Origin of the sequence: Pseudoalteromonas sp. GCY (assembly GCF_016695175.1) — a bacterium.
Lineage (GTDB): Bacteria > Pseudomonadota > Gammaproteobacteria > Enterobacterales > Alteromonadaceae > Pseudoalteromonas.
In genome coordinates this window covers 3,739,468-3,762,562 of record NZ_CP068023.1, presented here as the reverse complement: position 1 = coordinate 3,762,562, position 23,095 = coordinate 3,739,468, and the positions used below count along the sequence as shown (strand labels likewise).

The 23,095-nt window shown below is 43.3% G+C and carries 27 protein-coding genes and 1 other RNA gene; 17 read left to right on the top strand and 11 right to left on the bottom strand.

All coding sequences use genetic code 11. From position 1 onward, the window contains the following. Positions 1-132 precede the first annotated feature (132 nt). The 7 genes from JJQ94_RS22315 to murA are packed head-to-tail and all read left to right on the top strand — an operon-like array spanning position 133 to position 4,789. Positions 133-933, top strand: coding sequence for an ATP-binding cassette domain-containing protein (locus tag JJQ94_RS22315; RefSeq protein ID WP_010376674.1), 801 nt, complete (start codon positions 133-135; stop codon positions 931-933). Between the two features lie 2 nt (positions 934-935). Further along, positions 936-1,715: a lipid asymmetry maintenance ABC transporter permease subunit MlaE gene (gene mlaE, locus JJQ94_RS22310; protein ID WP_010376675.1), complete on the top strand. Its 780-nt coding sequence runs from the start codon at positions 936-938 to the stop codon at positions 1,713-1,715. A gap of 12 nt (positions 1,716-1,727) precedes the next feature. Then, positions 1,728-2,273: an outer membrane lipid asymmetry maintenance protein MlaD gene (gene mlaD, locus JJQ94_RS22305; protein WP_099030727.1), complete on the top strand. Its 546-nt coding sequence runs from the start codon at positions 1,728-1,730 to the stop codon at positions 2,271-2,273. Positions 2,274-2,275: 2 nt separating this feature from the next. Next, positions 2,276-2,962, top strand: coding sequence for an MlaC/ttg2D family ABC transporter substrate-binding protein (locus JJQ94_RS22300; protein WP_099030728.1), 687 nt, complete (start codon positions 2,276-2,278; stop codon positions 2,960-2,962). Next, positions 2,949-3,254, top strand: coding sequence for an STAS domain-containing protein (locus JJQ94_RS22295; protein WP_010376680.1), 306 nt, complete (start codon positions 2,949-2,951; stop codon positions 3,252-3,254). Before JJQ94_RS22300 ends, JJQ94_RS22295 begins: the two co-directional genes overlap by 14 nt. A gap of 5 nt (positions 3,255-3,259) precedes the next feature. Further along, a complete protein-coding gene (locus JJQ94_RS22290) occupies positions 3,260-3,517 on the top strand; it encodes a BolA family protein (protein WP_039492911.1) in 258 nt (85 codons plus the stop codon). 12 nt (positions 3,518-3,529) lie between these two features. Next, a complete protein-coding gene (gene murA / locus JJQ94_RS22285; RefSeq protein ID WP_099030729.1) occupies positions 3,530-4,789 on the top strand; it encodes a UDP-N-acetylglucosamine 1-carboxyvinyltransferase in 1,260 nt (419 codons plus the stop codon). 69 nt (positions 4,790-4,858) lie between these two features. Here murA and JJQ94_RS22280 read toward each other — a convergent pair whose 3' ends face one another. The 3 genes from JJQ94_RS22280 to JJQ94_RS22270 all read right to left on the bottom strand — a co-directional run bounded on the left by JJQ94_RS22280 (position 4,859) and on the right by JJQ94_RS22270 (position 8,229). Then, on the bottom strand, positions 4,859-5,938 hold the full coding sequence (locus JJQ94_RS22280) for a trypsin-like peptidase domain-containing protein (RefSeq protein WP_099030730.1): 1,080 nt from the start codon (positions 5,936-5,938) through the stop codon (positions 4,859-4,861). A gap of 103 nt (positions 5,939-6,041) precedes the next feature. Beyond that, positions 6,042-7,394, bottom strand: coding sequence for a DegQ family serine endoprotease (locus tag JJQ94_RS22275; RefSeq protein ID WP_010376687.1), 1,353 nt, complete (start codon positions 7,392-7,394; stop codon positions 6,042-6,044). A gap of 379 nt (positions 7,395-7,773) precedes the next feature. Further along, on the bottom strand, positions 7,774-8,229 hold the full coding sequence (locus JJQ94_RS22270) for a YhcB family protein (RefSeq protein ID WP_099030731.1): 456 nt from the start codon (positions 8,227-8,229) through the stop codon (positions 7,774-7,776). Between the two features lie 123 nt (positions 8,230-8,352). Here JJQ94_RS22270 and zapE point away from each other — a divergent pair, with 123 nt between their 5' ends. The 8 genes from zapE (at position 8,353) to JJQ94_RS22230 (ending at position 14,913) form a co-directional block, all read left to right on the top strand. Continuing rightward, positions 8,353-9,441 (top strand): cell division protein ZapE, encoded by a 1,089-nt coding sequence (zapE, locus tag JJQ94_RS22265; RefSeq protein ID WP_099030732.1) that lies wholly within the window; start codon positions 8,353-8,355, stop codon positions 9,439-9,441. A 354-nt stretch (positions 9,442-9,795) separates the two neighbouring features. Then, positions 9,796-10,224, top strand: a complete 429-nt coding sequence (gene rplM, locus JJQ94_RS22260) for a 50S ribosomal protein L13 (RefSeq protein WP_010376694.1) — start codon at positions 9,796-9,798, stop codon at positions 10,222-10,224. Between the two features lie 8 nt (positions 10,225-10,232). Beyond that, complete coding sequence (rpsI, locus tag JJQ94_RS22255) at positions 10,233-10,625, top strand: 30S ribosomal protein S9 (RefSeq protein WP_161568695.1); 393 nt, start codon at positions 10,233-10,235, stop codon at positions 10,623-10,625. A 514-nt stretch (positions 10,626-11,139) separates the two neighbouring features. Further along, a complete protein-coding gene (gene petA / locus JJQ94_RS22250; protein WP_099030733.1) occupies positions 11,140-11,730 on the top strand; it encodes a ubiquinol-cytochrome c reductase iron-sulfur subunit in 591 nt (196 codons plus the stop codon). Then, positions 11,730-13,031, top strand: coding sequence for a cytochrome b (locus JJQ94_RS22245; protein ID WP_017219050.1), 1,302 nt, complete (start codon positions 11,730-11,732; stop codon positions 13,029-13,031). The genes petA and JJQ94_RS22245 overlap by 1 nt, the downstream gene beginning before the upstream one ends. Beyond that, positions 13,028-13,765, top strand: a complete 738-nt coding sequence (locus tag JJQ94_RS22240) for a cytochrome c1 (protein WP_029215832.1) — start codon at positions 13,028-13,030, stop codon at positions 13,763-13,765. Before JJQ94_RS22245 ends, JJQ94_RS22240 begins: the two co-directional genes overlap by 4 nt. 96 nt (positions 13,766-13,861) lie before the next feature. Then, entirely contained in the window at positions 13,862-14,488 is a 627-nt protein-coding gene (gene sspA, locus JJQ94_RS22235) for a stringent starvation protein SspA (RefSeq protein ID WP_017219052.1), read from the top strand. Further along, positions 14,488-14,913, top strand: a complete 426-nt coding sequence (locus JJQ94_RS22230) for a ClpXP protease specificity-enhancing factor (RefSeq protein WP_099030734.1) — start codon at positions 14,488-14,490, stop codon at positions 14,911-14,913. The genes sspA and JJQ94_RS22230 overlap by 1 nt, the downstream gene beginning before the upstream one ends. A gap of 44 nt (positions 14,914-14,957) precedes the next feature. Here JJQ94_RS22230 and dolP read toward each other — a convergent pair whose 3' ends face one another. From dolP to JJQ94_RS22210, 4 genes are read right to left on the bottom strand one after another with little or no spacing between them, the layout of a single operon-like run. Continuing rightward, positions 14,958-15,524 (bottom strand): division/outer membrane stress-associated lipid-binding lipoprotein, encoded by a 567-nt coding sequence (dolP, locus tag JJQ94_RS22225; RefSeq protein WP_017219053.1) that lies wholly within the window; start codon positions 15,522-15,524, stop codon positions 14,958-14,960. Further along, positions 15,521-16,108, bottom strand: a complete 588-nt coding sequence (locus tag JJQ94_RS22220) for an SIS domain-containing protein (protein WP_010376705.1) — start codon at positions 16,106-16,108, stop codon at positions 15,521-15,523. The genes dolP and JJQ94_RS22220 overlap by 4 nt, the downstream gene beginning before the upstream one ends. Before the next feature lies 1 nt (position 16,109). Further along, positions 16,110-16,475 carry a YraN family protein gene (locus JJQ94_RS22215; protein WP_010605918.1) on the bottom strand — a complete coding sequence of 122 codons (366 nt, stop codon included), beginning with the start codon at positions 16,473-16,475 and terminating at the stop codon, positions 16,110-16,112. A 9-nt stretch (positions 16,476-16,484) separates the two neighbouring features. Then, positions 16,485-18,371 (bottom strand): penicillin-binding protein activator, encoded by a 1,887-nt coding sequence (locus tag JJQ94_RS22210; RefSeq protein ID WP_099030735.1) that lies wholly within the window; start codon positions 18,369-18,371, stop codon positions 16,485-16,487. A 60-nt stretch (positions 18,372-18,431) separates the two neighbouring features. Here JJQ94_RS22210 and rsmI point away from each other — a divergent pair, with 60 nt between their 5' ends. Further along, positions 18,432-19,292 carry a 16S rRNA (cytidine(1402)-2'-O)-methyltransferase gene (gene rsmI, locus JJQ94_RS22205; RefSeq protein ID WP_017219056.1) on the top strand — a complete coding sequence of 287 codons (861 nt, stop codon included), beginning with the start codon at positions 18,432-18,434 and terminating at the stop codon, positions 19,290-19,292. A gap of 54 nt (positions 19,293-19,346) precedes the next feature. After that, positions 19,347-19,717: RNase P RNA component class A (rnpB, locus tag JJQ94_RS22200), an RNA gene on the top strand. 129 nt (positions 19,718-19,846) lie between these two features. Here the strand turns inward: rnpB and JJQ94_RS22195 are convergent. The 4 genes from JJQ94_RS22195 to JJQ94_RS22180 all read right to left on the bottom strand — a co-directional run bounded on the left by JJQ94_RS22195 (position 19,847) and on the right by JJQ94_RS22180 (position 22,951). Beyond that, positions 19,847-21,049, bottom strand: a complete 1,203-nt coding sequence (locus JJQ94_RS22195) for a sensor histidine kinase (RefSeq protein WP_099030736.1) — start codon at positions 21,047-21,049, stop codon at positions 19,847-19,849. Further along, positions 21,042-21,731, bottom strand: a complete 690-nt coding sequence (locus tag JJQ94_RS22190; RefSeq protein ID WP_099030737.1) for a response regulator transcription factor — start codon at positions 21,729-21,731, stop codon at positions 21,042-21,044. The genes JJQ94_RS22195 and JJQ94_RS22190 overlap by 8 nt, the downstream gene beginning before the upstream one ends. A gap of 2 nt (positions 21,732-21,733) precedes the next feature. After that, positions 21,734-21,985, bottom strand: a complete 252-nt coding sequence (locus JJQ94_RS24455; protein WP_442960343.1) for a DUF3019 domain-containing protein — start codon at positions 21,983-21,985, stop codon at positions 21,734-21,736. A 129-nt stretch (positions 21,986-22,114) separates the two neighbouring features. Then, the gene (locus JJQ94_RS22180) at positions 22,115-22,951 is read right to left on the bottom strand and encodes a MipA/OmpV family protein (RefSeq protein ID WP_099030739.1); all 837 of its coding nucleotides are present in this window, start codon (positions 22,949-22,951) and stop codon (positions 22,115-22,117) included. Between the last annotated feature and the right edge of the window lie 144 nt (positions 22,952-23,095).

Sequence of the window (23,095 nt, the reverse complement as noted above, 5' to 3'; positions counted from 1 at the left end):
AAAAGCGCTCTGGAAAGTATAAGCAAACCGTTACATTTCACTACTTACAAAATTTTACCAAAACGATTTTCCATCTTGTTTGAAAAAAAAGTATCATACTTGGATGAATATAGTCTGGATCTGGAGAGCGACTTGTCGCAGTCAATTGTAGAAATCAAGGATGTAACCTTCTCTCGGGGTGAAAGGATCATCTACAAAAACATGAGCTTTTCCGTACCAAAGGGCAAAATTACCGCAATAATGGGGCCGAGTGGCATTGGTAAAACCACCATGTTGCGATTAATCGGTGGTCAGCTTAAGCCTGATAGCGGTGATATTCTTTTTGCTGGAAACAGTATCCCTAATATGTCACGAGCAGCTTTGTATCAAGCTCGAACGCGCATGAGCATGTTATTTCAAAGCGGTGCTTTGTTTACTGATATGAGCGTGTTCGACAATGTGGCATTTCCTCTACGCGAGCATACCGAATTATCTGAAGAGTTAATCCGTTTAGTGGTGCTGATGAAGCTCCAAGCGGTTGGTCTTCGTGGTGCAAAAGATTTAATGCCGGCAGAGCTTTCTGGTGGTATGGCAAGACGCGCGGCTTTAGCGCGTTCTATCGCACTTGATCCTGAATTAATTATGTACGATGAACCGTTTGCAGGTCAGGACCCGATCTCCATGGGCGTTCTAGTTCGGTTGATTAAGTCCCTTAATGAAGTATTGGGGTTATCGTCACTGATAGTAACTCATGATGTTACGGAAGTGCTGAGTATTGCCGACCACGTCGTTATTATTGCTGAGCAAGGTGTGATTGGTACAGGAACCCCTGAGCAGATGCTTGAACATGAATCGCCATTAGTGCAGCAGTTCTTACAGGGCCTTGCGGATGGACCTGTGCCATTCCACTTTAAAGCGCCTGATTATCAGCAAGCGCTGTTGCAAGGAGAGTGAGTATGGTCGACTTTTTACAAAAACTAGGCCACAAAACCCTCAGCCGTTTTGCTGCGCTTGGCCGTGCCACAACGATGCTTTTTGGTGCGCTATGTAGCTTACCTAATTTCCGAAAAGGCACGCCGCTGTTGATAAAGCAACTTTACATGGTTGGCCATCAATCATTGTTGATTATCATGGTGTCTGGTTTATTTATCGGCATGGTATTGGCATTACAAGGCTATACCGTGTTAGTTGGGTATGGTGCCGAAGATAGCCTTGGGCCTTTGGTTGCTTTGAGTTTACTCAGAGAGCTGGGCCCTGTGGTAACTGCACTCTTATTTGCAGGGCGTGCAGGCAGTGCGTTAACTGCAGAAATCGGTTTGATGAAGGCTACGGAGCAATTATCTAGTTTAGAAATGATGGCGATAGACCCGCTTAAGCGCGTGGTTGCCCCTCGTTTTTGGGCCGGTTTTATCAGTATGCCGTTACTCGCATTGATATTCTCTGCGATCGCTATTTTAGGCGCACACTTGGTGGGTGTTGATTGGTTAGGCGTAGATTCAGGTAGCTTCTGGTCAATTATGCAATCGCAAGTGTCGTTTCAACAAGACATCTTAAATGGTCTTATTAAGAGTTTCGTATTTGCACTATTAGTAACTTGGATCGCGCTATACAAAGGCTATGACTGTATTCCCACTTCTGAAGGAATAAGTAAAGCGACGACAGAGACGGTAGTACATTCTTCACTGGCTGTACTTGGCTTTGACTTTGTATTAACGGCGGTTATGTTCTCAAGTTAAAAGGTTTTAAAAATGAATACACGGAAAATAGAAATTTTAGTTGGGTTGTTCGTGGCATTAGGCATTGCTGCATTTGTTATGCTGGCGCTAAAGGTGGCTAACTCGGGCTTAAGCGGTAATGGTGAGACTTACACCTTAAACGCTAAGTTCGAGAATATAGGTTCATTGAAAACCCGTGCGCCAATTAAGGTGGGTGGGGTTGTGATTGGCCGCGTTGATGGAATTCACATCCATCCACAAGAGTTCGTGCCGATGGTTTCAATGAGTTTAGATAAAAACTATGAGTGTCAATTTTCTGATACTTCGTCGGTTTCTATTTTAACGTCGGGCATTTTAGGTGAACAATATTTAGGTATTTCTCCCGTTATTGCCGCTGAATCTGCGAAGCAAAAATGCCTTGGTCAGGAAGTGACGAGTGAGGATGGTGTGGATCTTGAATCTTTATTTGGTGTTGAATCAAAAGCGCTAAAAGACGGTGACATGATCACAGATACAAAATCGGCACTTGTGTTAGAAGAGTTAATTGGTCAGTTCCTATTTAATCAAGGGAGCGAGTAAATATGTTAAAGAACGTCTATGCAAAATGTCTGACTTTGTTTATAGCACTGATGGCTACTGCATTGGTACAGGCAAAAGAAGTGGATTCAAGTAATCCTTATAAAATGGTAGAGCAAGTCGCGGCGCAAACTTTTCAGCGTGTTACGAAAGATCAAAGCATCATTGAAAAAGACAAAGAGCACTTACGTGTTATCGTTGAAGAAGAGCTTATGCCTTACATCGACTATAAGTATGCCGCGTACCGTGTTTTGGGTTCGTACATTCAGACTGTTCGGAATATGGATAATGCAGAAGAGAAGGCCGCTGCCGTAGAGCATATTCGTGAGTTTATCGATGTGTTTAGAAACTATCTTATCGCGACTTATGCAGGGGTATTTACCCAGTATAAAGATCAAAAGGTAGAATTCGGCGAGCACCGCCCATTCGATAAAGAAGATATTGCTGTTGTAAAAACAAAAATTGTTGAAGCTGGTAAACCTGATATCAAAATTGACTTTAAAGTCAGACGCGGTAAAGACAATGATTGGCGTGCTTTTGACATGATGGCGGAAGGTATTAGCTTGCTAGATGCCAAGCAAACAGAATTACATGGTATTTTGCGCCAACAAGGTATTGAACATGTGATCCAACTGTTAGATAAAAAGAGCAAGTTACCTGTGCAATTTAGAGGGGATGATGGTGACGCCTAATATTTCATTCACCGAAAGTAAAGGTGAAATCGTGTTAACTGGTGAACTTACGAGAGCGAGTTTACCAAGCGCACTGAAACAGTCGACCATCGTTCAAGTGTTGAAAAATGCACAATCAACCGTCTATTTTAACCTTTCTGAGGTGACAAGGGTTGACACCGCGGGCTTAGCTTGGTTAATTCACTCTTTAGGTCAATTGAAACAGCGCGACATTCGTCTCGAGCTGAAAAATACGCCTGAGCAACTGCAAAATTTAATGGAGTTGGGACAGGTGACAACCCTATTTGAGTGAGTCTAATGGAAACAAATCAAGTCGAAACTTTATTGAGAGATGCACTATCGCTTGACGAGATCATCGTCAAAGCTAATGGTAGTCACTACGAAGTCATTGCTGTTGGAACGTGTTTTGACGGATTAAGAAGGCTGAAAAGAGAACAGCTGATCTATGGCCCACTGATGGATACTATTAAAGACGGCACTATCCATGCTGTTAGTATTCGTGCATTCACACCTGATGAATGGCAAAAAGAGCGCAAATTTATTCTTCCACAATAACGGAGTGCCGCAATGGATCAGTTTGTTATCCAAGGTGGCACCACTTTAGCCGGTGAAGTCACTATTTCAGGGGCTAAAAACGCAGCCCTACCTATTTTATTCGCCGCTCTGCTTGGCGATGGTAAAAGCCGTTTTTCTAATGTACCGCACTTACGCGATATAGGTACCACAGAAGCCTTATTAAAAACATTGGGTGCTGAAGTTGAGTGGGACGGCGATATCTTAGAAATCAATGGTGCAACGGTAAATAGCGTGCTTGCACCTTATGAGCTCGTTAAACAAATGCGTGCTTCGGTATTGGCGCTAGGTCCATTAGTAGCTAGGTTTGGTCAAGCGCAAGTATCCCTACCGGGAGGCTGTGCTATCGGTGCTCGTCCAGTCGATCTGCATATTTCGGGCCTTGAGAAAATGGGCGCAAAGATCAAAGTTGAGAATGGTTATATCCATGCGGTAACCGAGGGGCGTCTTCGTGGCGCCGAGATCTTTATGGAAACCGTCAGCGTTGGTGCTACCGAAAACTTACTGATGGCTGCAACCCTCGCCGATGGTAAAACTGTGATAGACAATGCTGCGAGAGAGCCAGAGATTATTAACTTAGCTGAATGCTTGGTTGCTATGGGTGCCAAGATCCGCGGTGCAGGTTCGAGCCGAATTGAGATAGAAGGTGTTGAGCGTCTTAATGGTTGTGAGCATAAAATCCTTCCAGATCGCATCGAAACAGGGACCTTTTTGGTTGCTGCGGCAATGGCAAAAGGCGAAGTGCTGTGTAAAAACACGGATTATCATAGCCTTGAACCTGTGCTTGAAAAGCTACGAGCTGCCAATGCTATTGTTGAGGTAAGTGAAGACAGTATTTATGTGGATATGCGTCAACGCGTTTTGAAAGCCGTTAATATCAAAACCATGCCACATCCTGGCTTTCCAACAGACATGCAAGCTCAGTTTACCGCATTAAATGTGGTGGCTGAAGGTAGCGCGACAATCACAGAAACTATCTTTGAAAACCGCTTTATGCACGTGCCTGAGCTACAGCGCATGGGCGCGAATATTCGATTAGAAGGCAACACTGCAATTTGTGGTGAGACTGAGTCGTTATCTGGTGCGCAGGTAATGGCAACCGATTTACGCGCATCGGCGAGTCTTATTCTAACGGGGATTGTTGCAACAGGCGAAACCATAGTAGATCGCATCTATCACGTTGATAGGGGTTATCAGAAGATAGAAGACAAGCTAAGTCGTTTAGGTGCAAATATAAAACGCCGTAAAACCTGAGCTTAATTAAGCGAATTGGTAAGAAACGAAAAAGCGTCCTCGGGGACGCTTTTTGCTTAATCTTTTTGCCTAATATAACCCTGTTTCGAGTTCAGCGACTTCCACCGTAATGGTGAGGCGCTGACCGCCTCTGAGTACTTCAAACTCGAGTTTAGTACCAGGCGCGGTATTGCCAATCGTCTTCAGTGTCCTTTGCGGATTAGTCACAGGCTCTCCACCTACTTTAACCACAATATCGTGCTCTTTCATACCAGCTTGCCATGCGGGACCTAGCGGGTCTAATTCGCTCACAGCAAGGCCGACAATTGGTGTGTAGAGATCCGTTACGCTTTTACCTGTATTATCAACTGGCGTGCCCCTAAAGCCGAGGTAGCCCCGGATCACTCTGCCATCCATAATGAGTTTATGCATGACGTCTAGTGCAAGATCATAAGGGATTGCAAAAGAGATACCTTGGATATCAATATTCAAACGCGTGCGAAACTGTGCCGAGGTAATGCCAACTAGCGCGCCATTAGAATTGACAACGGCACCACCTGAATTACCAACATTAATCGCCGCATCCATTTGCAGTAAATTGTTAAATTGGCTCTCTGTAAGCGTTTGTTTGCCTGTTGCACTGATAATGCCTTGAGTAATGGTTTGTCCAATGTTCAGCGGGTTACCGATTGCGAGCACCACATCTCCGACACGTGGTGAGTAGTCATGATCGATAGGAATAACAGGCAAATTTTCAGCTGGAATTTTTAATAAAGCTAAGTCCGTAATGGTGTCAAAGCCTATCAGTTGCGTATCGCTATACTGGCGGCCGTCAGGAAGTAGTACAATGATTTGGTCGGCATTGTTCACCACATGATAGTTTGTCAGTATGTAGCCATCTCGGCTCATAATAACGCCAGAGCCAAGCTCTCTAACCGTACTTTGGCGCTGGTATCTTGGCTGATTGCTAAAGCCCTCGGAAAAAATCGTCACGACCGCTGGAGCTGTTTTTTCTACTGCTTCAGCAAAACTCATATGATGAGCTTGAATATGTGGGGCCTCAAGTTTTGGCAAGTTAGCCCTCAGCTCAGGATTAAACCAAATGATGATAAAAGCGATCCCTAGTCCGGCAAGCAGCGGTGGAAAAATGAATTTAATTAATTTGAACACAAGAGCTTATATTTATCGTTATCTAATACTGCTAATAATGACACAAAAAAAAACACAGCGACAAGTTTCGCTGTGTTTCATTTTTAATATTTTTTCGATTTCATTACTGAATGAGGTAGAAAACCGTCTCGCGATCGCGTTTAATCCCAAGTACGATATTGCCTTTAATACCATTAATTAGTTTAGACATATCTTTAACACTAGTGACACGTTGGCGATTCACTTGCATGATCACATCGCCTTCTTCAAGGCCAACACGTGCTGCTGGTGAGCGAGGTTCTACTGAGGTAATGACAACACCTTCATTGCCGTTGCGCTCGCCACTTTCAAGCACCGCGCCTCGTAGGTTTGGATGTACATCCTCTGCATTCGCCTGTTCTTCTTGCTTACCACCAAGCTCTACGTCGATAAATTTGGTTTTGCCATCACGGTAGACACCAAGTCGTACCTCACGACCTTCACCCATCGTAGCGACTTTACCGTGCAGTTCATTAAAGCTTTCAATGTCGTCGCCGTTTAGGCTGACAATGACATCATTGGCTTTCAGACCCGCTTTGTCCGCTGCTGAATCTTCCACTACGCGCATGACATAAGCACCGCGCTTAACATCAAAGCCTTGCGCTTTAGCAAGACCAGCATCTAAAGTACGACCCAATATACCCAATGAACCGCGACGAACTTCTCCGTACTCAACAATTTGGTCAACTAGGTTTTTCATCATGTTTGATGGAATAGCAAAGCCGATCCCGACATTACCGCCAGACGCGCCTAAAATAGCGGTGTTGATACCAATGAGTTCGCCGTTTAAGTTAACTAGTGCACCACCTGAGTTACCTTGGTTGATCGCCGCATCTGTTTGGATAAAATCTTCATAGCCTTCGATATTTAAGCCGCTACGGCCTAGTGCACTGATTATTCCTGAGGTGACTGTATGACTTAATCCAAATGGGTTACCAATAGCGACGGAAAAATCACCCACTCTCAACTTGTCTGAATTAGCGAGTTTGATTTCTGTTAGGTCTTCACCGTCGATTTGTAGCAATGCGATATCAGATTCGGCGTCGCTACCGATTAATTTAGCTTCAAACTCTCTGCCATCTTTTAAAGTGACAAGCATTTCGTCGGCATCATCAATAACGTGATTGTTTGTAACGACATAGCCTTTATCCGCATCGATGATGACACCTGAACCGAGGCCACTAAAAGGACGCTTTTGGCTACGTGGTTGCGGTTGTCCAAAGAAAAAGTCGAAAGGGTCGACGCGGCGACGGACTTCTTTAGCGCCTTTTACTTGGATACTAACAACGCCGGGGGCTACTTTTTCTAGCATAGGCGCTAATGTTGGTAATTGTTGGCCGTCTACGGCAACAGGAAGTTTGGCCATGCTTTGCTGCGGTAACAGCAATAAGCTAGAAGAAAGTAAAGCGGCCGATAACAAAGATAATTTAAATTTCATAGTCGTGAAGTGCTCCGCTATTAGCGTTAATATAAGTCATAAGGGGCTGATAATTAGCCCTTTACGAGGGCCTGTTGACCTTTGCTGTTTGATTTTTGTTCCCCCGAGTGGGTTTTGGTCGCGACGCTCGACTTGCCGCCTAGTAACCTAGGTAAAAGTTGAGCAACAATGAACAAAGCGCACTAAGGTGAACCCGAAGGGCAGCGCTTGATTGGCATTTCTACCGCGTTATCGCCAGGCTTACATAGAAAAACTATGCTACGCAGGCTCTGCCTTGTATAAATACCAATCAAACTGCTGCAAAAACAAACTTGAAAGATCAATAGGCCCTAGAATCAATAACTTCTTTTAAAGACTATGGGGTCAACAAAAAGTTTCATCAAGAGGCTTTAATTTGCTCACTTTCTTTTTTTTGACCAGAAAATAACCCAGTTTCACCTTCGGCATAGTCACTTGGTGGTGCCTCAAAACTTGGGTCTTGTTTACGTCTTCTCTCTGGGCGTGCTTGAAGAGAAGCTTGTAGTTGTTCTGTGGTTTCTTTCGAGAAAAAAGGATCAGCAGGATGAGATGGACGCTCCTGTGTCAGTAGTTGGTTGGTTTCTTCCACATGAGTAAGCAGTTGCTGATAGCTATCCTGCATTTTATTTACTAGCTTTTTGGTGCTAGCTAGGTGATCTGATACGTCTTGACGATATTGCTCGAGGTCGTGTTTAGCTTGTTGTGCCTGCACTTCCAGTTCGTCGTGTTTGAACTGCTTTTTCGTTACAAAGCCACCTAAAAAGAATGCAGCAATGGCAACAATGATCAGTAATCCAAGCCAAGTAACGGTAGTCATAGGTTTCTCCCTGTGTGCCTCAACGGCAAATAAAATTAAAACTCTGTTAGAGTTAAATATACGCTGTGAATACAGTCGTGTTAATATAACCTACAAACAAATCGTAAAAAAATATTTAAGTCGATGACGCCTTGGGAAAAATATCAGCAAGATCTACAACGTGATGATTTTCAATATGACAGCGCGCAAGAAAATGCCGTAAAGCATTTACAGCGACTGTATGACGACCTTATCAATCAGCCTCCGGTCAAACAAAACTTCTTCTCGCGCTTGTTTGGTAAAGCTGAGCTGCCAAAAGTGAAAGGGTTATACTTTTGGGGGGGAGTAGGGCGTGGTAAAACTTATCTGGTTGATACCTTTTACGATGCGTTGCCGACGGAGCGCAAAATGCGGGTGCATTTTCACCGCTTTATGCATCGTGTTCACGCAGAGCTGAAAAAGCTTAATGAAGTGAAAAATCCTCTGGAGAGCATCGCTGATACCTTCAAATCTGAAACTGACATTATCTGCTTTGATGAATTTTTCGTTCAAGACATCACAGATGCTATGTTACTGGGTGGATTAATGCAGGCGCTGTTTGCGCGCGGTATCGTGTTAGTGGCCACATCGAATATTGTGCCTGATGATTTGTATAAAAATGGTTTGCAGCGTGCGCGATTCTTACCCGCCATTGAATTGGTAAAAGCCAATACTGAGGTAGTTAATGTGGACTCGGGTATTGACTATCGTTTGCGCACGTTGGAACAAGCGGAAATTTTTCACAGCCCACTTGATAAACAAGCGGATGAAAACTTATTCGACTACTTTAACAAACTCTCTCCGGAGCCGGGTAAAGCCGGACAAGCGATTGAGATTGAAGGTCGAATGATCCAAACTCGAATGGTGTCTGATTGTATTGTCATGTTTGATTTCCCTGCGCTATGTGAAACCGCTCGTTCGCAAGTGGATTACATGGAGATCAGTCGCTTATATAACACAGTGATTCTATCTAATGTGAAGCAAATGGGTCAGCAAAACGATGATGCGGCAAGGCGCTTTATTGCGCTTGTCGATGAGTTTTATGAGCGTAATGTGACGCTTATCATCTCGGCTGCAGCGCCTATTACTGAGCTTTATACCGAAGGTACACTGAACTTTGAGTTCAAACGCTGCATTAGCCGTTTGCAAGAAATGCAATCCCATGAGTATTTAGCAAAAGAGCATTTAGCCTAACGGCAATTACTTTTTTGTTAAGAGGACTTGTTCGGTGTGGGTGTTTGTAAACATCCTATTTGAACGAGTCCTTGTCACGCACACGTCGCCATTTCCTTGGATTTTTTGCCTTTTCTATTTTTTTCGAAATTCTTCAGATTTTCTTGTAGAAAAAAGCACCAAGCGCTGGTTTTCACCCAGAAGGCTTGCTATAATCCGCGGCCTGCCACGTTGCGTTCTATTGCCCTCGTCGGCTTAGCCACTGACTTGAGCGGCATAAAAGTCTTAAACTCGAAGGGGTTAAAGCAAATACAAGTAGAGCGGTAGTCCAAGGACTGCCTGTGGTTTTAAAATTGAAAACTTTGGATTTTTATAATGAAAACGTTTGTTGCTAAACCAGAAACTGTAAAACGTGACTGGTACGTAGTTGACGCTGAAGGTAAAACTTTAGGTCGCATCGCTACTGAAATCGCTCGTCGCCTTCGCGGTAAGCACAAAGCTGAGTATACTCCACACGTTGACACTGGTGACTACATCATCGTAATCAACGCTGAGAAAGTTACTGTAACTGGTAACAAAACTCAGGACAAAATGTACTATGCTCACTCTGGTTACCCAGGTGGCCTTAAGTCTATCAACTTTGAGAAACTTCAAGCTAAAAAGCCTGAAATGATCATCGAGAAAGCGGTTAAAGGCATGTTACCTCGCGGTCCTCTAGGTCGTGAAATGTTCCGTAAACTTAAAGTTTACGCTGGTAACGAGCACAACCACGCTGCACAGCAGCCTCAGGTTCTAGACATTTAAGGAGCACTATCATGGCAAATCAATACTACGGTACAGGTCGTCGTAAAAGTTCAAGTGCTCGCGTATTCCTACGCCCAGGCACTGGCAACATCGTAATCAATAAGCGCTCTTTAGAAGAGTTCTTCGGTCGTGAAACTTCTCGCATGGTTGTTCGTCAGCCTCTAGAGCTAGTTGAAATGACAGAAAAGTTTGATCTATACATCACTGTTGCAGGTGGTGGTACAACTGGTCAAGCGGGTGCTATCCGTCACGGTATCACACGTGCACTAATGGAGTTTGACGAGTCTCTACGTCCAACTCTACGTAAAGCTGGCTTTGTTACTCGCGATGCTCGTAAAGTTGAGCGTAAGAAAGTTGGTCTTAAGAAAGCACGTAAGAAGACACAGTTCTCTAAGCGTTAATTTATTACGTTTCAAGAATTCAAAAACCCAGCTTATGCTGGGTTTTTTGTTTTTAGCATTTCCTATGCACATCAATTTCTCGTATTTACGAGGTATCTCATTCGTTTTGTCCTGCTTATTTGCTCAAAAATATCGCGTCGAGTTAAAAAAGTTCAATAAATATAATAATTAGTGCAATTCGAGCGGTAACTTGACGGTTTTTTTTGCTACAATTGGCGAAGCAAGTAGAAAGACCTGAGATCCAGTCACGCGATTTGGTGCGTATCCTTAGTCGGGGGGTTGATCTTAGTCAGTATATTGTTGTGTCAGATGCGATATTATAAATACTCGGTTTCATGCTCGAAGTAATCATAGATGATTATCTGCGGGTTTATTCGGGCATGGATCTGGAATAACCTTGTTTTAATCAAGGTATTTATTTATGATCGCGTCTATTTTGTAATTTCTTAAATTAACCTGCTGTAACTGATGTTCTCAATATAGCAAGTGTTGGGAATCAAGTGGAGATAAGTGGATGAGCAATGCGCCTGTAGACAACAGCCGACGTCGCTTTTTAACTATCGCTACCTCTGTTGTAGGTGGCGTTGGTGCGGTTGGAGCTGCTGTTCCTTTTATTGCGTCCTGGAATCCAAGTGAGCGAGCTAAATCTGCAGGTGCGCCTGTAGAAGTAGATATCAGCAAACTTGAGTCTGGACAACTTATTCGTGTTGAGTGGCGAGGCAAACCAGTTTGGATTGTTAATCGTACACCAAAAATGCTAGAACAAATGAAGCAACACGAAGACCAACTTCGTGATCCTAACTCTGAAGAGCCACAGCAGTTGGCATCCGCGCAGAACGGTTACCGTTCTAAGCGACCTGAGCTTTTCGTCGCGGTTGGGATTTGTACTCACTTAGGATGTTCACCATCTTTCCTTAATGGAAGCTTTGGTGAAAAAGTAGAAGGCACTGATAGTGGTTTCTTCTGTCCTTGTCACGGTTCGAAGTTTGATATGGCGGGGCGCGTATTCCAAAACGTACCTGCACCTCTAAACTTAGAGATCCCTCCGTATACCTTTATTGACGACACTACCATCTTGGTAGGTGAAGAAGAAGGGGTTGCATAATGTCTGTTAATGTAGATAAAGCAGCAAATACGGGCGTAGTGGGCAAAGTTGTTGATTGGATCGATGCTCGTATTCCGATGACTCGCGTCTGGAATATGCACATTGCTCAATACCCAGCGCCAAAAAACTTTAACTTCTGGTACTTGTTTGGTTCACTAGCCATTCTAGTACTGGTAAACCAGATTGTAACTGGTATCTGGCTAACCATGAACTTTGTACCTTCTGCTGAAGGTGCATTTGCATCAGTAGAATATATCATGCGTGATGTTGAATATGGTTGGTTATTGCGATACCTACACTCTACCGGCGCATCCGCATTCTTTATCGTGGTCTATCTTCACATGTTCCGCGGTATGATCTATGGTTCTTATCAAAAGCCACGTGAATTACTGTGGTTGTTCGGTATGTTTATCTTCCTAGCACTAATGGCTGAAGCTTTCATGGGCTACTTATTACCATGGGGTCAGATGTCTTTCTGGGGTGCTCAGGTAATCATTTCACTATTCGGTGCAATCCCTGTAATTGGTGATGACTTAACGCTTTGGATCCGTGGTGACTACGTAATTTCAGGTGCAACGCTTAACCGCTTCTTCGCACTGCACGTTATTGCACTACCACTAGTACTGGTTATCTTGGTATTCCTCCACATTGTTGCACTTCATGAAGTGGGCTCAAATAACCCTGACGGCGTTGAGATCAAGCGTAAGAAAGGCTCTGTGGCTGAGGAAGACAAACCTAAATTTAAATTCCATGAATATTACACTGACAAAAAAGATATTGTGGATGCAATTCCATTCCACCCTTACTACACAGTAAAAGATGTCTTAGGTGTTGCTGGATTCTTAATTTTCTTCTGTGCCATTGTGTTCTTTGCACCGGAAATGAACGGTTTCTTCCTTGAAGCGCCAAACTTTGAAGCGGCAAACCCGCTTAAAACGCCAGAGCACATTTTCCCAGTTTGGTACTTTACGCCATTCTACGCGATCCTTCGTGCTATTCCTGATAAGTTGATTGGTGTACTAGCAATGGGCGCTTCAATCGTAGCATTGGCACTACTGCCTTGGATTGACCGTGGTTCGGTTCGTTCAATTCGCTACCGTTGTGGTTTCCATAAGTTGAACATTGCTCAGTTTGTTGTCACATTCGTTATCCTTGGCTGGATTGGTGCAACACCGCAAACTGACTTTAAAACGCTATTGTCGCAAATCACGACAGTAACTTATTTTATGTTCTTCGTGTTGCTATTCTTCTACAGTAAAAACGAGAAGACGAAGCCACTACCAACGAGGTTGACGAAATGATGAAAAAGCTAGTAATCGGTTTATTCGCATTGTTGCCAACGTTATCGATGGCAGCGGGCCCATCAGTGCCTTTGATGGAAGCAAATAATGATTTAACTGATAAAGCATCTCTGCAGCGTGGCGCTAAGTTATTTATGAACTACTGCCTTGGCTGTCACCAAATGCAATATCAGCGTTATGAGCGTACTTTCCGTGATATCGGTATTCCAACTGAAATTGGTCAAGAAACGCTTATTTTCGATGGTTCAAAAGTAGGTAGCCATATTAAAAATTCTATGGCTAAAGATGATGCAGCAAAATGGTTTGGTGCTGCGCCACCGGACTTAACACTTATCTCTCGTGTTAAGTCTCCGGACTACATCTATACTTACTTGAAGTCATTCTATAAAGATGAGTCTCGCCCATTTGGTGTGAACAACGTTGTTTTCCCATTGGTGGGTATGCCTCACGTACTACAAGAGTTACAAGGCTTGCCAACACCGATCACTGAAGAAGTGGAAGAACACGGTCACACAGTGACTAAAGTTGTCGGCACTGAAACAGATGGTACCGGTGAGATGAGTGTTGATGAATATGACCAAGCTGCACGTGACCTTACAAACTTCTTAGCTTATGTAGGTGAGCCTTCTCGCCTAGAGTCAGAAGCTATTGGTATTAAGGTTATTGGTTTCTTAGTTATCTTCTTCATCCTGGCATTCTTCTTGAAGAAAGAATACTGGAGAGATGTTCATTAATTTGAATATTCAAAGGTAATTTTTGCAATAGGGGCGTTCGCCCCTTTTGCTGTTTAAAGTGATTTAATTACTTTTAGTTTTTTAATGGAGGTAGGCATGGCCGTTGCTGCCAATAAGCGCCCTGTAATGACACTTTTTTCTGGGTCAAACTGTATGTACAGTCACCAGGTACGTATTGTACTTGCTGAGAAAGGTGTAAGTGTTGATATTCATCAGGCTGAAAAGGACAACTTACCAGAAGCTCTACACGAGATTAACCCGTATGGCACTGTTCCTACGCTAATCGATCGTGAGCTTGGCTTGTACCAAGCGAATATCATTATGGAGTATCTAGACGAGCGCTTCCCGCATCCTCCTCTGATGCCTGTGTATCCAGTAATGCGTGGTCGTAGTCGTTTAATGATGCATCGCATTGAAACTGACTGGTACTCACTTGCTGAAAAGATCACTGCGGGTGGTGATGAAGCGGCTCAAGCTCGTAAAGAGTTAACTGAAGCGCTGCTAGCTGTAGCACCTATCTTCAATGAAGCACCTTACTTCATGAGTGAAGAGTTCAGCCTAGTTGATTGTTATTTAGCTCCACTACTTTGGCGTTTACCACAGCTTGGTATTGAGCTGAATGGCGCTGGTAGCAAAGAGCTAAAAGAATATATGCTGCGTTTATTTGAGCGTGACTCATTCCAAGCATCGCTAACGGATGCTGAGCGTGAGATCAGATCGTAATGACGTCTAATCGTCCTTACTTACTACGCGCATTTTACGAGTGGATTGTCGATAACGAATGTACACCGCATTTAGTGGTGAACGCAGACTTTCCCTCGGTACAGGTTCCAACACAATTTGTGCAAGAAGGGCAAATTGTGTTGAACGTAAGCCCGTCTGCTGTGACGAATTTCTCAATGGACAATCAAGCGCTGAGCTTTAACGCCCGGTTTGGTGGCCAACCGATGCAGGTATATGTGCCTAACGGTGCAGTATTGGCTATCTATGCAAGAGAAAATGGTGAAGGCACGGTATTTACACCTGAAGAAGAAATCTTTGAAGATGAAGAGTTTGATTTGGTAGAAGAGACGGAAGTCTCACAAGCGCCAGAGACTAAGCCGGAACCTGAAAAGAAAAAAGGTTCTCACCTTCGAGTGATAAAATAAAAAAACCTGCGGATGCAGGTTTTTTTATGGCTATACGTTATTGTTTATATGTACTCAAAGGCTTTAATCACACGTTTTACACCATTAATATTTCTGGCGATTTCTACCGCTGAGTTTGCTTCTTGTTTGGATACTAAGCCCATTAAGAACACTTCGGCATTTTCAGTAACTACCTTAATATTTGCGCCATTGACCTCGTCAGCCGCCAGCAGTTTAGTTTTAACTTTGGAGGTCAGCCAAGTATCATGTGTTTGAGTCGTTATGCCTATATTTGAGCTTATTCTCAACTGATTATGTACTTGCTTAATCCCTGCAACGTTCTGTAGCGCACGCTCAGCTTCCGTTTTCATTTCTTGATTAGTGACCTGACCAATCATTAATACTACGCCATTAACACTCACCAGCGTGATATTGGCATGATCTGCAAGGCGCTTAATCTCTTTGATGGCAAGCGTACCTTTGATCTCGATATTGTTATCGTCAATTTGTGCACCGATAGTGCGTCTATCATTTGCTGCAGACACCGCACCGGCTGTACCAGCAACTACCGCAGCAGCACACCCTTGTAGTAACAAGATGGCGGCAAGTAAAGAGGTTATTCTCATCATCATACTTCGTCCTGAGGGAATAAAATTGCGTCGATTAGCTCACTTAAACAGTGAGTATTGAATAGTTGTGACTCGATTATCCGGCTTGGGCGTTTACTTGGGATCCGGATCTCTACATCCTGTGGGCCCAACAGGCCGGTGATTTCACCACCATCATCGCCAACTAACGCGATGACTTTCATATCTCTCGTAAGAGCCGCTTCCACTGCGCCAATAACCGCCTTTTCTTGCCCGTTTATGGCATACGCCACCAGCAAGTCACCTTGCTGCGCGAATGCGCGTATTTGTTTGGCAAAACGCTCTCTGGCTTTGCCATTTTCTGGTGACGCCAAATTATATTGCTCATTCGTTAGTGCAATCGCGGGCAGACACGGGCGTTCTGTTTCGTAAAAGTTACTTAAGATGGTTGCGAAGTGGTGCGCCAACATATGGTTACTTGGCGCGCCGCAGCAGATGATTTTATTGCCATTGATCAGGCTCTGAGCCATAGTCATAGCTGCGGTTTCTAGCGCTTTAGGCAATACTTCGCCTGCCGCTATCTGCGCTTGAATTGACTCTGTAAATATAGACTTTATAGATTCTTGCATGCTAAAAAATATTTCTAATCCAGTTTATTTCAGGGGGATCGGCCCCTTGAATGGCAACAAAGTCGACTCTAAGTTGCGTGTTATGCAAATTTTGCTGTGCTAAATAATTATAAATACTACGCTTTAATCTTTGAAGCTTAGTTTTTGATAGTGCGTTAATTGCGCCACCAAAGTGGCTGCTATCGCGATACTTTACTTCAATAAACACTAAGGTTTGCGACTCTCGCATAATGAGATCTATCTCTCCGTATTTACAGAGATAGTTTCTGGTGACGGGGGTTAATCCTTGTTTTACCAAGAATTGCTCCGCAATCAGCTCAAAATGCTCGCCCTTACTCCGTGTGTTGCTAAATAATCCTTTAAACATCCAGATATCCTATCTGATCAAAGAGTCTCCCGCAGGTTTCTCTTGTTGCATAAATAATGGTAGCGGAGGCTGTTCATCTAAGCTCACCAAACGAATTTGTTTATTATGATACTGCGCCCAACTGAGCTTTCGCACAACATCACTGCCACCGCGGATGCTGAGCTGACCGGTTAAGCCATCAAAACTTTTACCCGAGAGCCAAGCCAGTTGGCGCAACTCGAAAACTAAATTCGTGGCGTCATATGCCATTGCAAACAGGCGCTGTTCTAAATCGGCCTGCTCAGGCCATAAAGATTGATAGGCATCTCGAAGCGGTGCTTTTTCAACAGCACCCGGTAGCATCCAAGGCTGCTCGGTAAAATAAAGCCCTTCTAAATCGCCCTTATCAGTGACATCAATTTGTTTACTATAACTGCGAGAGCTTGCATATAAAGGGATCCTATCGGCAAATGTACTGACATTGACGTCTAAATAAGGTTTGAGCAGTCTAGTTTCCATCGCATCACCTAATATATAGATGGCATCAATGTCGCGTCTAGAGCGTGTTTCGCTTTTGACCTCTTTGCGAAATAGACTTTTGATGACGCTAGTGCGTGCTTTGGATGCATCGACCTCTAAAATATCCGTGATGACATCTGCCATGTTGGTACTATTGGTATAATAACCCACTTCTGGTGCGGTCTCACTGTAGCGTTTCCAACCTTGATCAAAATACTCAATTAAACGCTTACCAGAGGCATTCGCTGGAGCCAGTAACATGGGTTTTTTATAGCCTTTAGCAAGAAAGTGCTTCATTGCTTGCTCGACTTCATGCTCAGGGTTAAGCGCAAAAAAGTACTGTTCACTACTGCTAGGCGTAAGCGTTTCGCGTGCATTTAAAAACAAAGTTGGGTAAGCCGCAAAACCTTTATCTGCGAGTAGTTTTTCAACGTTGGATTTTAATAATGGACCAATGACAAAATCGACATTTGCCTCAGCAAGTTGCGTTACGATTTCAGACTCGGATGCCATTTCATCAATGAAGAAGACCTCTTCAATCGTCCCTTCGTCAGTAGCAGCCAAGAAACCATTTTTAAGCGCTGTACCGAGTCGCTCGCTCGCACCTGATTGTGGTAACAACACCGCAAGTCTTTTAACTTGGTAAGGTTCAAGCGCAACCGCGCCTTGTAAATCTTTAGGCAGCAAAGCAACCGCAGGGTGATTAGTAAAACGACGACGCCAATTATTCATAGCTTGGTCGAGCTGGACGCTCGAACCCAAATAAATTTGTTGATATTTAGCCAGTGTCACCCAACCACGCTGTAAAACAGAGCCAGAATCAAAGCGCTCTAGGGCGTAACTTGAAAGCTGCTGTAGCGCGAGCCAAATCTCTTCGTGTAACCCAGCCACCGCTAAGTTATGTTCATTGGCAATATCAGCCGCTTTAAAATACTCAACCAACGCTTTTTTTGGTAATTGTTGCGAGGCATAAATACTACCCAGTAAATACTCATACCAAGCTTGGTGTTCAGGGGTGTTGAGCCTACCCTCTAGCGTGTTCAGGATGGCTAACGCATTGGCATACTGCGACAATTCTTTGCGAGCATATGCGATGTATAATTTGTTTTGAATATGATCAACACTGGCTTTAGCTTCCATCGCTAAACCAATTTGCTCTAACATTTGCCAGTCTTTTTCTAAGATAGCAGCGTCTCTGGCTGCATATAGCAATTGGATTTTGGCAACGCCTTCTTTACTCTGCGCCTTTGCAAATAACGACGCGGCATTGTCATCCGATTGGCTAACGGCTTTAGTTGTTTTAGTTTCTTGGGGGGATTTGGTGACATTTGTGCTTGTACTACAAGCGGATAACCCCGACAATATGGCAACTAAAAGCGCTATCTTTTTAAACTGCACAGGCAAACCTTCTTTTTCACGACTGAGTGGATATCTTACTGACTGATATTGGAGAGCTCAATGGCTAATCTTCACAACGAAAACAAAATCGGCACCCTACATATTGTAGCGACACCAATAGGTAATTTAGATGACATCAGTGAACGTGCACTGAAAGTGTTAAGTCAGGTCGATTTAATCGCTGCCGAAGATACGCGCCACACCGGTAAATTATTGAGCCACTTTAGCATTAAAGCAAAAACTTTTGCACTGCATGATCACAACGAGAAGCAAAAAGCGCAGCAAATTTTAGATTGGTTAAACGAAGGTAAAGACATCGCGCTAGTGTCTGATGCGGGTACGCCGCTTATCAGCGATCCGGGCTATGCCGTGGTAAACCTGTGCCGTGAAGCAGGTGCTACTGTGACTCCCGTTCCTGGCGCGTGTGCCGCCATTGCTGCGGTGAGTTGTTCAGGCTTACCAACAGATAAATTCCAATTCGTGGGATTTTCACCTGCAAAAAGCCAAGCGCGTCAGCAATTTTTTAAAGATGCAGTCGCCTCTGGTATCACCAGTATCTTATACGAAAGCACCCACCGCATTATGGCAAGTCTAGAAGATATGAAAATCGCGCTGGGCGAAACACAACAAGTTGTTTTTGCTAAAGAACTGACCAAAACCTACGAAACCTTTTTCAGTGGCACGGTTACTGAGCTCATTGAGTTTTTAACCGCAACGCCTGAAAAGCAAAAAGGTGAACTGGTGTTGATGCTACCCGGTGAACAAAGAGATGAACAAGCATTAACGCCAGAAGCGAAAAAGCTGATTGAGTTACTAGAGCCAGAAATGCCATTGAAAAAGGCCTGCGGTGTGGCAGCTGAATATTTAGGGCTAAAAAAGAACGCCTTGTATAAGGCTATCATTGCTGAGCGAGAAGCGTAATACACGCAATTTATCGCGTGCGTTATTGCATTAAAGTGCGTATAATCGCCCGCCTGAGTCAGCCGGATAATCGCTGCCTGTGACGAAAATGATCAGGGGGAGGAAAGTCCGGGCTCCAATGGGCAGGGTGCCAGCTAACGGCTGGGGGGCGTGAGCCTACGACAAGTGCAGCAGAGAGAAGACCGCCTAAGTCCTTCGGGACCGGTAAGGGTGAAAGGGTGCGGTAAGAGCGCACCGGGCCACTGGTAACAGTTGGTTGCAAGGTAAACTCCACCCGGAGCAAGACCAAATAGGGTTCCTTATGGTGTGGCCCGCATCGGAACCGGGTAGGTTGCTCGAGCCTAGGAGCGATCCTAGGCCTAGACGAATGATTATCGATCTCCTTCGGGAGTGAACAGAACCCGGCTTATAGGCTGTCTCAGAATTAAGCGTAAGTGTTTGAGAGCTCAAACACTTACGCTTAAACCACTTTTGCGTCACGCAAAAAATCAAAAGTGTGCCATTTAATTCGTAATTTTTAATCAAGACATGGTAATAATTGAGCGATACAATATTTAACGCTTTTTTATAGGCCATTTTACGGTGATATATGCACCGCCAGTGTGGTCATGATTGCGTAAAGTTAAGTTACCAGCGTGCCAAATGCATATTCTTTCCACTATATATAGTCCTAAACCGTAGCCACTTGCTATATTACTGTGCGTTGTGGATGAAAATGGAGTAAGTAAGGAAGCGGCATCTTTGGGCAAACCAGCACCGTCATCATATATTTCGAGAACTTGTTCGCAATCGGCTTCTTTTAGTGTTAACGATACCTGTTTCTGTGCATATTTTACTGCGTTAAAAAGCAGGTTTTGCACTAAAATAGCGAAGCTATTCGGTTCACAATATATTGAGTTTGTTAATATGCTGGTTTTGATATCAATGCGTGTAAAAAGATTATTCTTTTGAACTTCTCTATTAATAAATTCTTGAGCATCCAACTGTTCGAAGTGGATAGGCAGCGTTAAATACTCAACCCGAGCAAAGTCTAAGTATTGGGTCAGTCTGTTTTCTATTTCATCAACATTGCGTTTGATGGTTTGCCTAAGCTCTTCGTCCGTCACTTCGTCCAATGACAACATAAAGCGCATACGTGAAAGTGGTGTTCTAATTTCATGAGAAATTATCCGAGATAAGTCTTCATGAAGCCGAATGAAAAGGCTAATTTGCGTCGACATTTCGCTAAGGCTCTGCGCCAGTGAATACACTGTGGAGCTGGATTTCAATGCGGGGGGAAATGGCTTTTTATCTTGAGAAAACCGCTTTGCAATGTGCTCTAATTTAGCTAAGTCTTTAAATACAGGCCAAATAAATGCCATAACTAATAGGGCTATGGTACTGTACGCGAGCATAAAATAAACGCTGTGTTCTTCTTGGTTGGGGGCTATGGTTATGGGTCCAATCCGATAAATCGCTTCATTCGATTTGTTCAAATCCTTAATATAGATATAGTTCTTACCTTCTTGAATAACGGTAAGCATCTGTTGTTGTGATAGTTTTCGTTCAAGATCTGCTGGTAGTGCTAGTTCATTACGTTGCAGGGTAATTAATGTATTCGTTTTATCTGCAACTAGCTTAGACCATTCCGTGATTGGCAGTGTGATACTTGGTGGAGACTCAAAAACATAATTTTGATAAATTTGACCAAATGCGATCAGTACAGCAATTACACTAAAAATGATAAAGATATAAAGGCGGATAAACTGTTTACGCATTTGGCACAGTCGGTATTTGAATTAAATAGCCTTCGCCACGGACAGAAATAATATCTAGACCTTTAAGGCCGTGTGTGCGAATTTTTTTTCGTAGTCGGCTCACTTTTAAATCTGCTGCCCTATCTAAGCCATCATATTCTCTCCCTATCACTTCCCTAAATAAATTCTCACGAGATAACGGTGTTGGATAAGCCTGAATAAACAATTCGAACAGGTGAGTCTCATCATCATTCAGATGTAATGAAAGGTGATTAAAGTGCAGTTGGCGTTGAGCTGTATCTAACGTCAATGGCCCTAATACTTTGGTTACATTTCCCATCCCTTTTAAGCGTAAAGTGCTATTGATACGAGCTAATAGCAGCTCGGGGTGAATGGGTTTGATGAGATAGTCATCTGCACCAATATTTAACCCTTTGATTTGTGAGTGATCAGAATCTAATGCAGTGAGAAAAAAAATTGGGCAATTGAAGTGCTTCTTAAGCAAGGGAAATAGCTTAAAGCCATCTCCATCAGGTAACATAATATCACATATGATAAGATCTGGGCGGAGAATGCTACATGTTGCTTTAAATTCGCGGATACTGGTTAGTTTTAAAACCTCGAATCCATTTTGATCCAAAAAGCGGGAAATTAAGTCGGCTAGCTCTTTGTCGTCTTCTATGAGTAAAATGTTTTGCTTCATTGCTAAATTCCCCACCCAAAGCGTCGTCTGATCCGGTAATTTTTTGTAGCTAATTTCCCGACATTAAGTTTCTTACTTATCAATACTACACCTTTGCTACTAGTCAACGAAATCGTGGTCGTACTCTCAAGCGTTATGCGATAGGTGACGGAAATTTTGTTGCTGTTAAAACATGCTTTCTGTTCTTTCTTCAAGGCTATTTCTAAACATAACTGAGGGTGGTTTGTCGATGATGCTGTGATCTCTATTTCCATCGTACAGTTAGTAGCATGCTCGCCCTGTATGCAGGTATGGGGATAAACTTCTAACGTAGTTTCACCATCACCTGCGAAAGTGGTTAAAAGCATAAAAGGAGAGATAAAAAAGCCAATTAACATAGCGGGTTAAAATTTAATTAAAATCCCGGTGAAACCAGATACGTATCGGGCACGGTCAAACATAGCTGTATCACTGAGATCCCTATCAATCCAAGTGTTAGAAATACTAAACATAAGGTGATAGCGCTGATTTATAGGATATTGATACTCCAGTTTTATATGATAATTGATGGCATGTTCGTTAGGTAAGTCGTGTTGAGTCTTTGTCACCGTTTCATGAGGTTTAAGACGATAATAATACGCTATTAAATCGCGATCTTTATATGTAGCTCCAATCTCTAAGGTAAATGCTCCGTCATACAAACTTTGTATATGATAAGCGATTAATTTATTTTCAAAGCTGTTATGAACCCCACTAACATCATGCAAAGTAGTGAGCTCAATTCCCCAATCTTTTGCGGCGTAACCAAATGCGACCCCACTTTCATAGGAGAGGTTACGTTTTATTGCGGTCTGCTCTGAGGGTTGAGGCTTGTTGGGTCTGGGGATATCTCGTATTAAGGAAGTAGTAAATAGTTTATCTACACCGTCAAGCTCAAAGAAGAAGCCGTCTTCGTTAAAGGTGGCGACTAGATCGATGTAAATAGACTTGTCTTGATACAAGCTATAGCCAAGAGAAAAGTCGTCGACGTACCATCTATCGCCATAATAGGCAAAGTGAGGTAGGAAAATTGAGCTAAAATGTTCAGCTCCTAATAAAGGGTTTTCTATCCCGCCATATCCAACAACTAACGATGCTTCATAGGTATCCACTCCAACATACATCTCAGATTCGGCGTTGAGACTTTGTGACATTCCGTGAGCAGAAAACAAAGTGCAAGCATAAAGTAGGTGTTTATTCATATTGCAGGATTGTTCCGAATTAAGTCTTTATTGAATCCTATCTATTTTCATAGGCTAAGCAAGCCAATTTGCAGTTGAATAATAACCATTACTAAATTAGGTCAGTGATATTTTAAGGGATGATAATTTAAGTGTTTGATTATT

Bases quoted from the DNA above. Each gene is read 5' to 3' on its own strand.
- mlaE (WP_010376675.1), top strand. From the start codon at position 936: ATGGTCGACTTTTTACAAAAACTAGGCCACAAAACCCTCAGCCGTTTT.
- mlaD (WP_099030727.1), top strand. From the start codon at position 1,728: ATGAATACACGGAAAATAGAAATTTTAGTTGGGTTGTTCGTGGCATTA.
- JJQ94_RS22300 (WP_099030728.1), top strand. From the start codon at position 2,276: ATGTTAAAGAACGTCTATGCAAAATGTCTGACTTTGTTTATAGCACTG.
- JJQ94_RS22295 (WP_010376680.1), top strand. From the start codon at position 2,949: ATGGTGACGCCTAATATTTCATTCACCGAAAGTAAAGGTGAAATCGTG.
- JJQ94_RS22290 (WP_039492911.1), top strand. From the start codon at position 3,260: ATGGAAACAAATCAAGTCGAAACTTTATTGAGAGATGCACTATCGCTT.
- murA (WP_099030729.1), top strand. From the start codon at position 3,530: ATGGATCAGTTTGTTATCCAAGGTGGCACCACTTTAGCCGGTGAAGTC.
- JJQ94_RS22275 (WP_010376687.1), bottom strand. From the start codon at position 7,394: ATGAAATTTAAATTATCTTTGTTATCGGCCGCTTTACTTTCTTCTAGC.
- JJQ94_RS22270 (WP_099030731.1), bottom strand. From the start codon at position 8,229: ATGACTACCGTTACTTGGCTTGGATTACTGATCATTGTTGCCATTGCT.
- zapE (WP_099030732.1), top strand. From the start codon at position 8,353: ATGACGCCTTGGGAAAAATATCAGCAAGATCTACAACGTGATGATTTT.
- rplM (WP_010376694.1), top strand. From the start codon at position 9,796: ATGAAAACGTTTGTTGCTAAACCAGAAACTGTAAAACGTGACTGGTAC.
- petA (WP_099030733.1), top strand. From the start codon at position 11,140: ATGAGCAATGCGCCTGTAGACAACAGCCGACGTCGCTTTTTAACTATC.
- JJQ94_RS22245 (WP_017219050.1), top strand. From the start codon at position 11,730: ATGTCTGTTAATGTAGATAAAGCAGCAAATACGGGCGTAGTGGGCAAA.
- JJQ94_RS22240 (WP_029215832.1), top strand. From the start codon at position 13,028: ATGATGAAAAAGCTAGTAATCGGTTTATTCGCATTGTTGCCAACGTTA.
- sspA (WP_017219052.1), top strand. From the start codon at position 13,862: ATGGCCGTTGCTGCCAATAAGCGCCCTGTAATGACACTTTTTTCTGGG.
- JJQ94_RS22230 (WP_099030734.1), top strand. From the start codon at position 14,488: ATGACGTCTAATCGTCCTTACTTACTACGCGCATTTTACGAGTGGATT.
- dolP (WP_017219053.1), bottom strand. From the start codon at position 15,524: ATGATGATGAGAATAACCTCTTTACTTGCCGCCATCTTGTTACTACAA.
- JJQ94_RS22220 (WP_010376705.1), bottom strand. From the start codon at position 16,108: ATGCAAGAATCTATAAAGTCTATATTTACAGAGTCAATTCAAGCGCAG.
- JJQ94_RS22215 (WP_010605918.1), bottom strand. From the start codon at position 16,475: ATGTTTAAAGGATTATTTAGCAACACACGGAGTAAGGGCGAGCATTTT.
- rsmI (WP_017219056.1), top strand. From the start codon at position 18,432: ATGGCTAATCTTCACAACGAAAACAAAATCGGCACCCTACATATTGTA.
- JJQ94_RS22195 (WP_099030736.1), bottom strand. From the start codon at position 21,049: ATGCGTAAACAGTTTATCCGCCTTTATATCTTTATCATTTTTAGTGTA.
- JJQ94_RS22190 (WP_099030737.1), bottom strand. From the start codon at position 21,731: ATGAAGCAAAACATTTTACTCATAGAAGACGACAAAGAGCTAGCCGAC.
- JJQ94_RS24455 (WP_442960343.1), bottom strand. From the start codon at position 21,985: ATGGAAATAGAGATCACAGCATCATCGACAAACCACCCTCAGTTATGT.
- JJQ94_RS22180 (WP_099030739.1), bottom strand. From the start codon at position 22,951: ATGAATAAACACCTACTTTATGCTTGCACTTTGTTTTCTGCTCACGGA.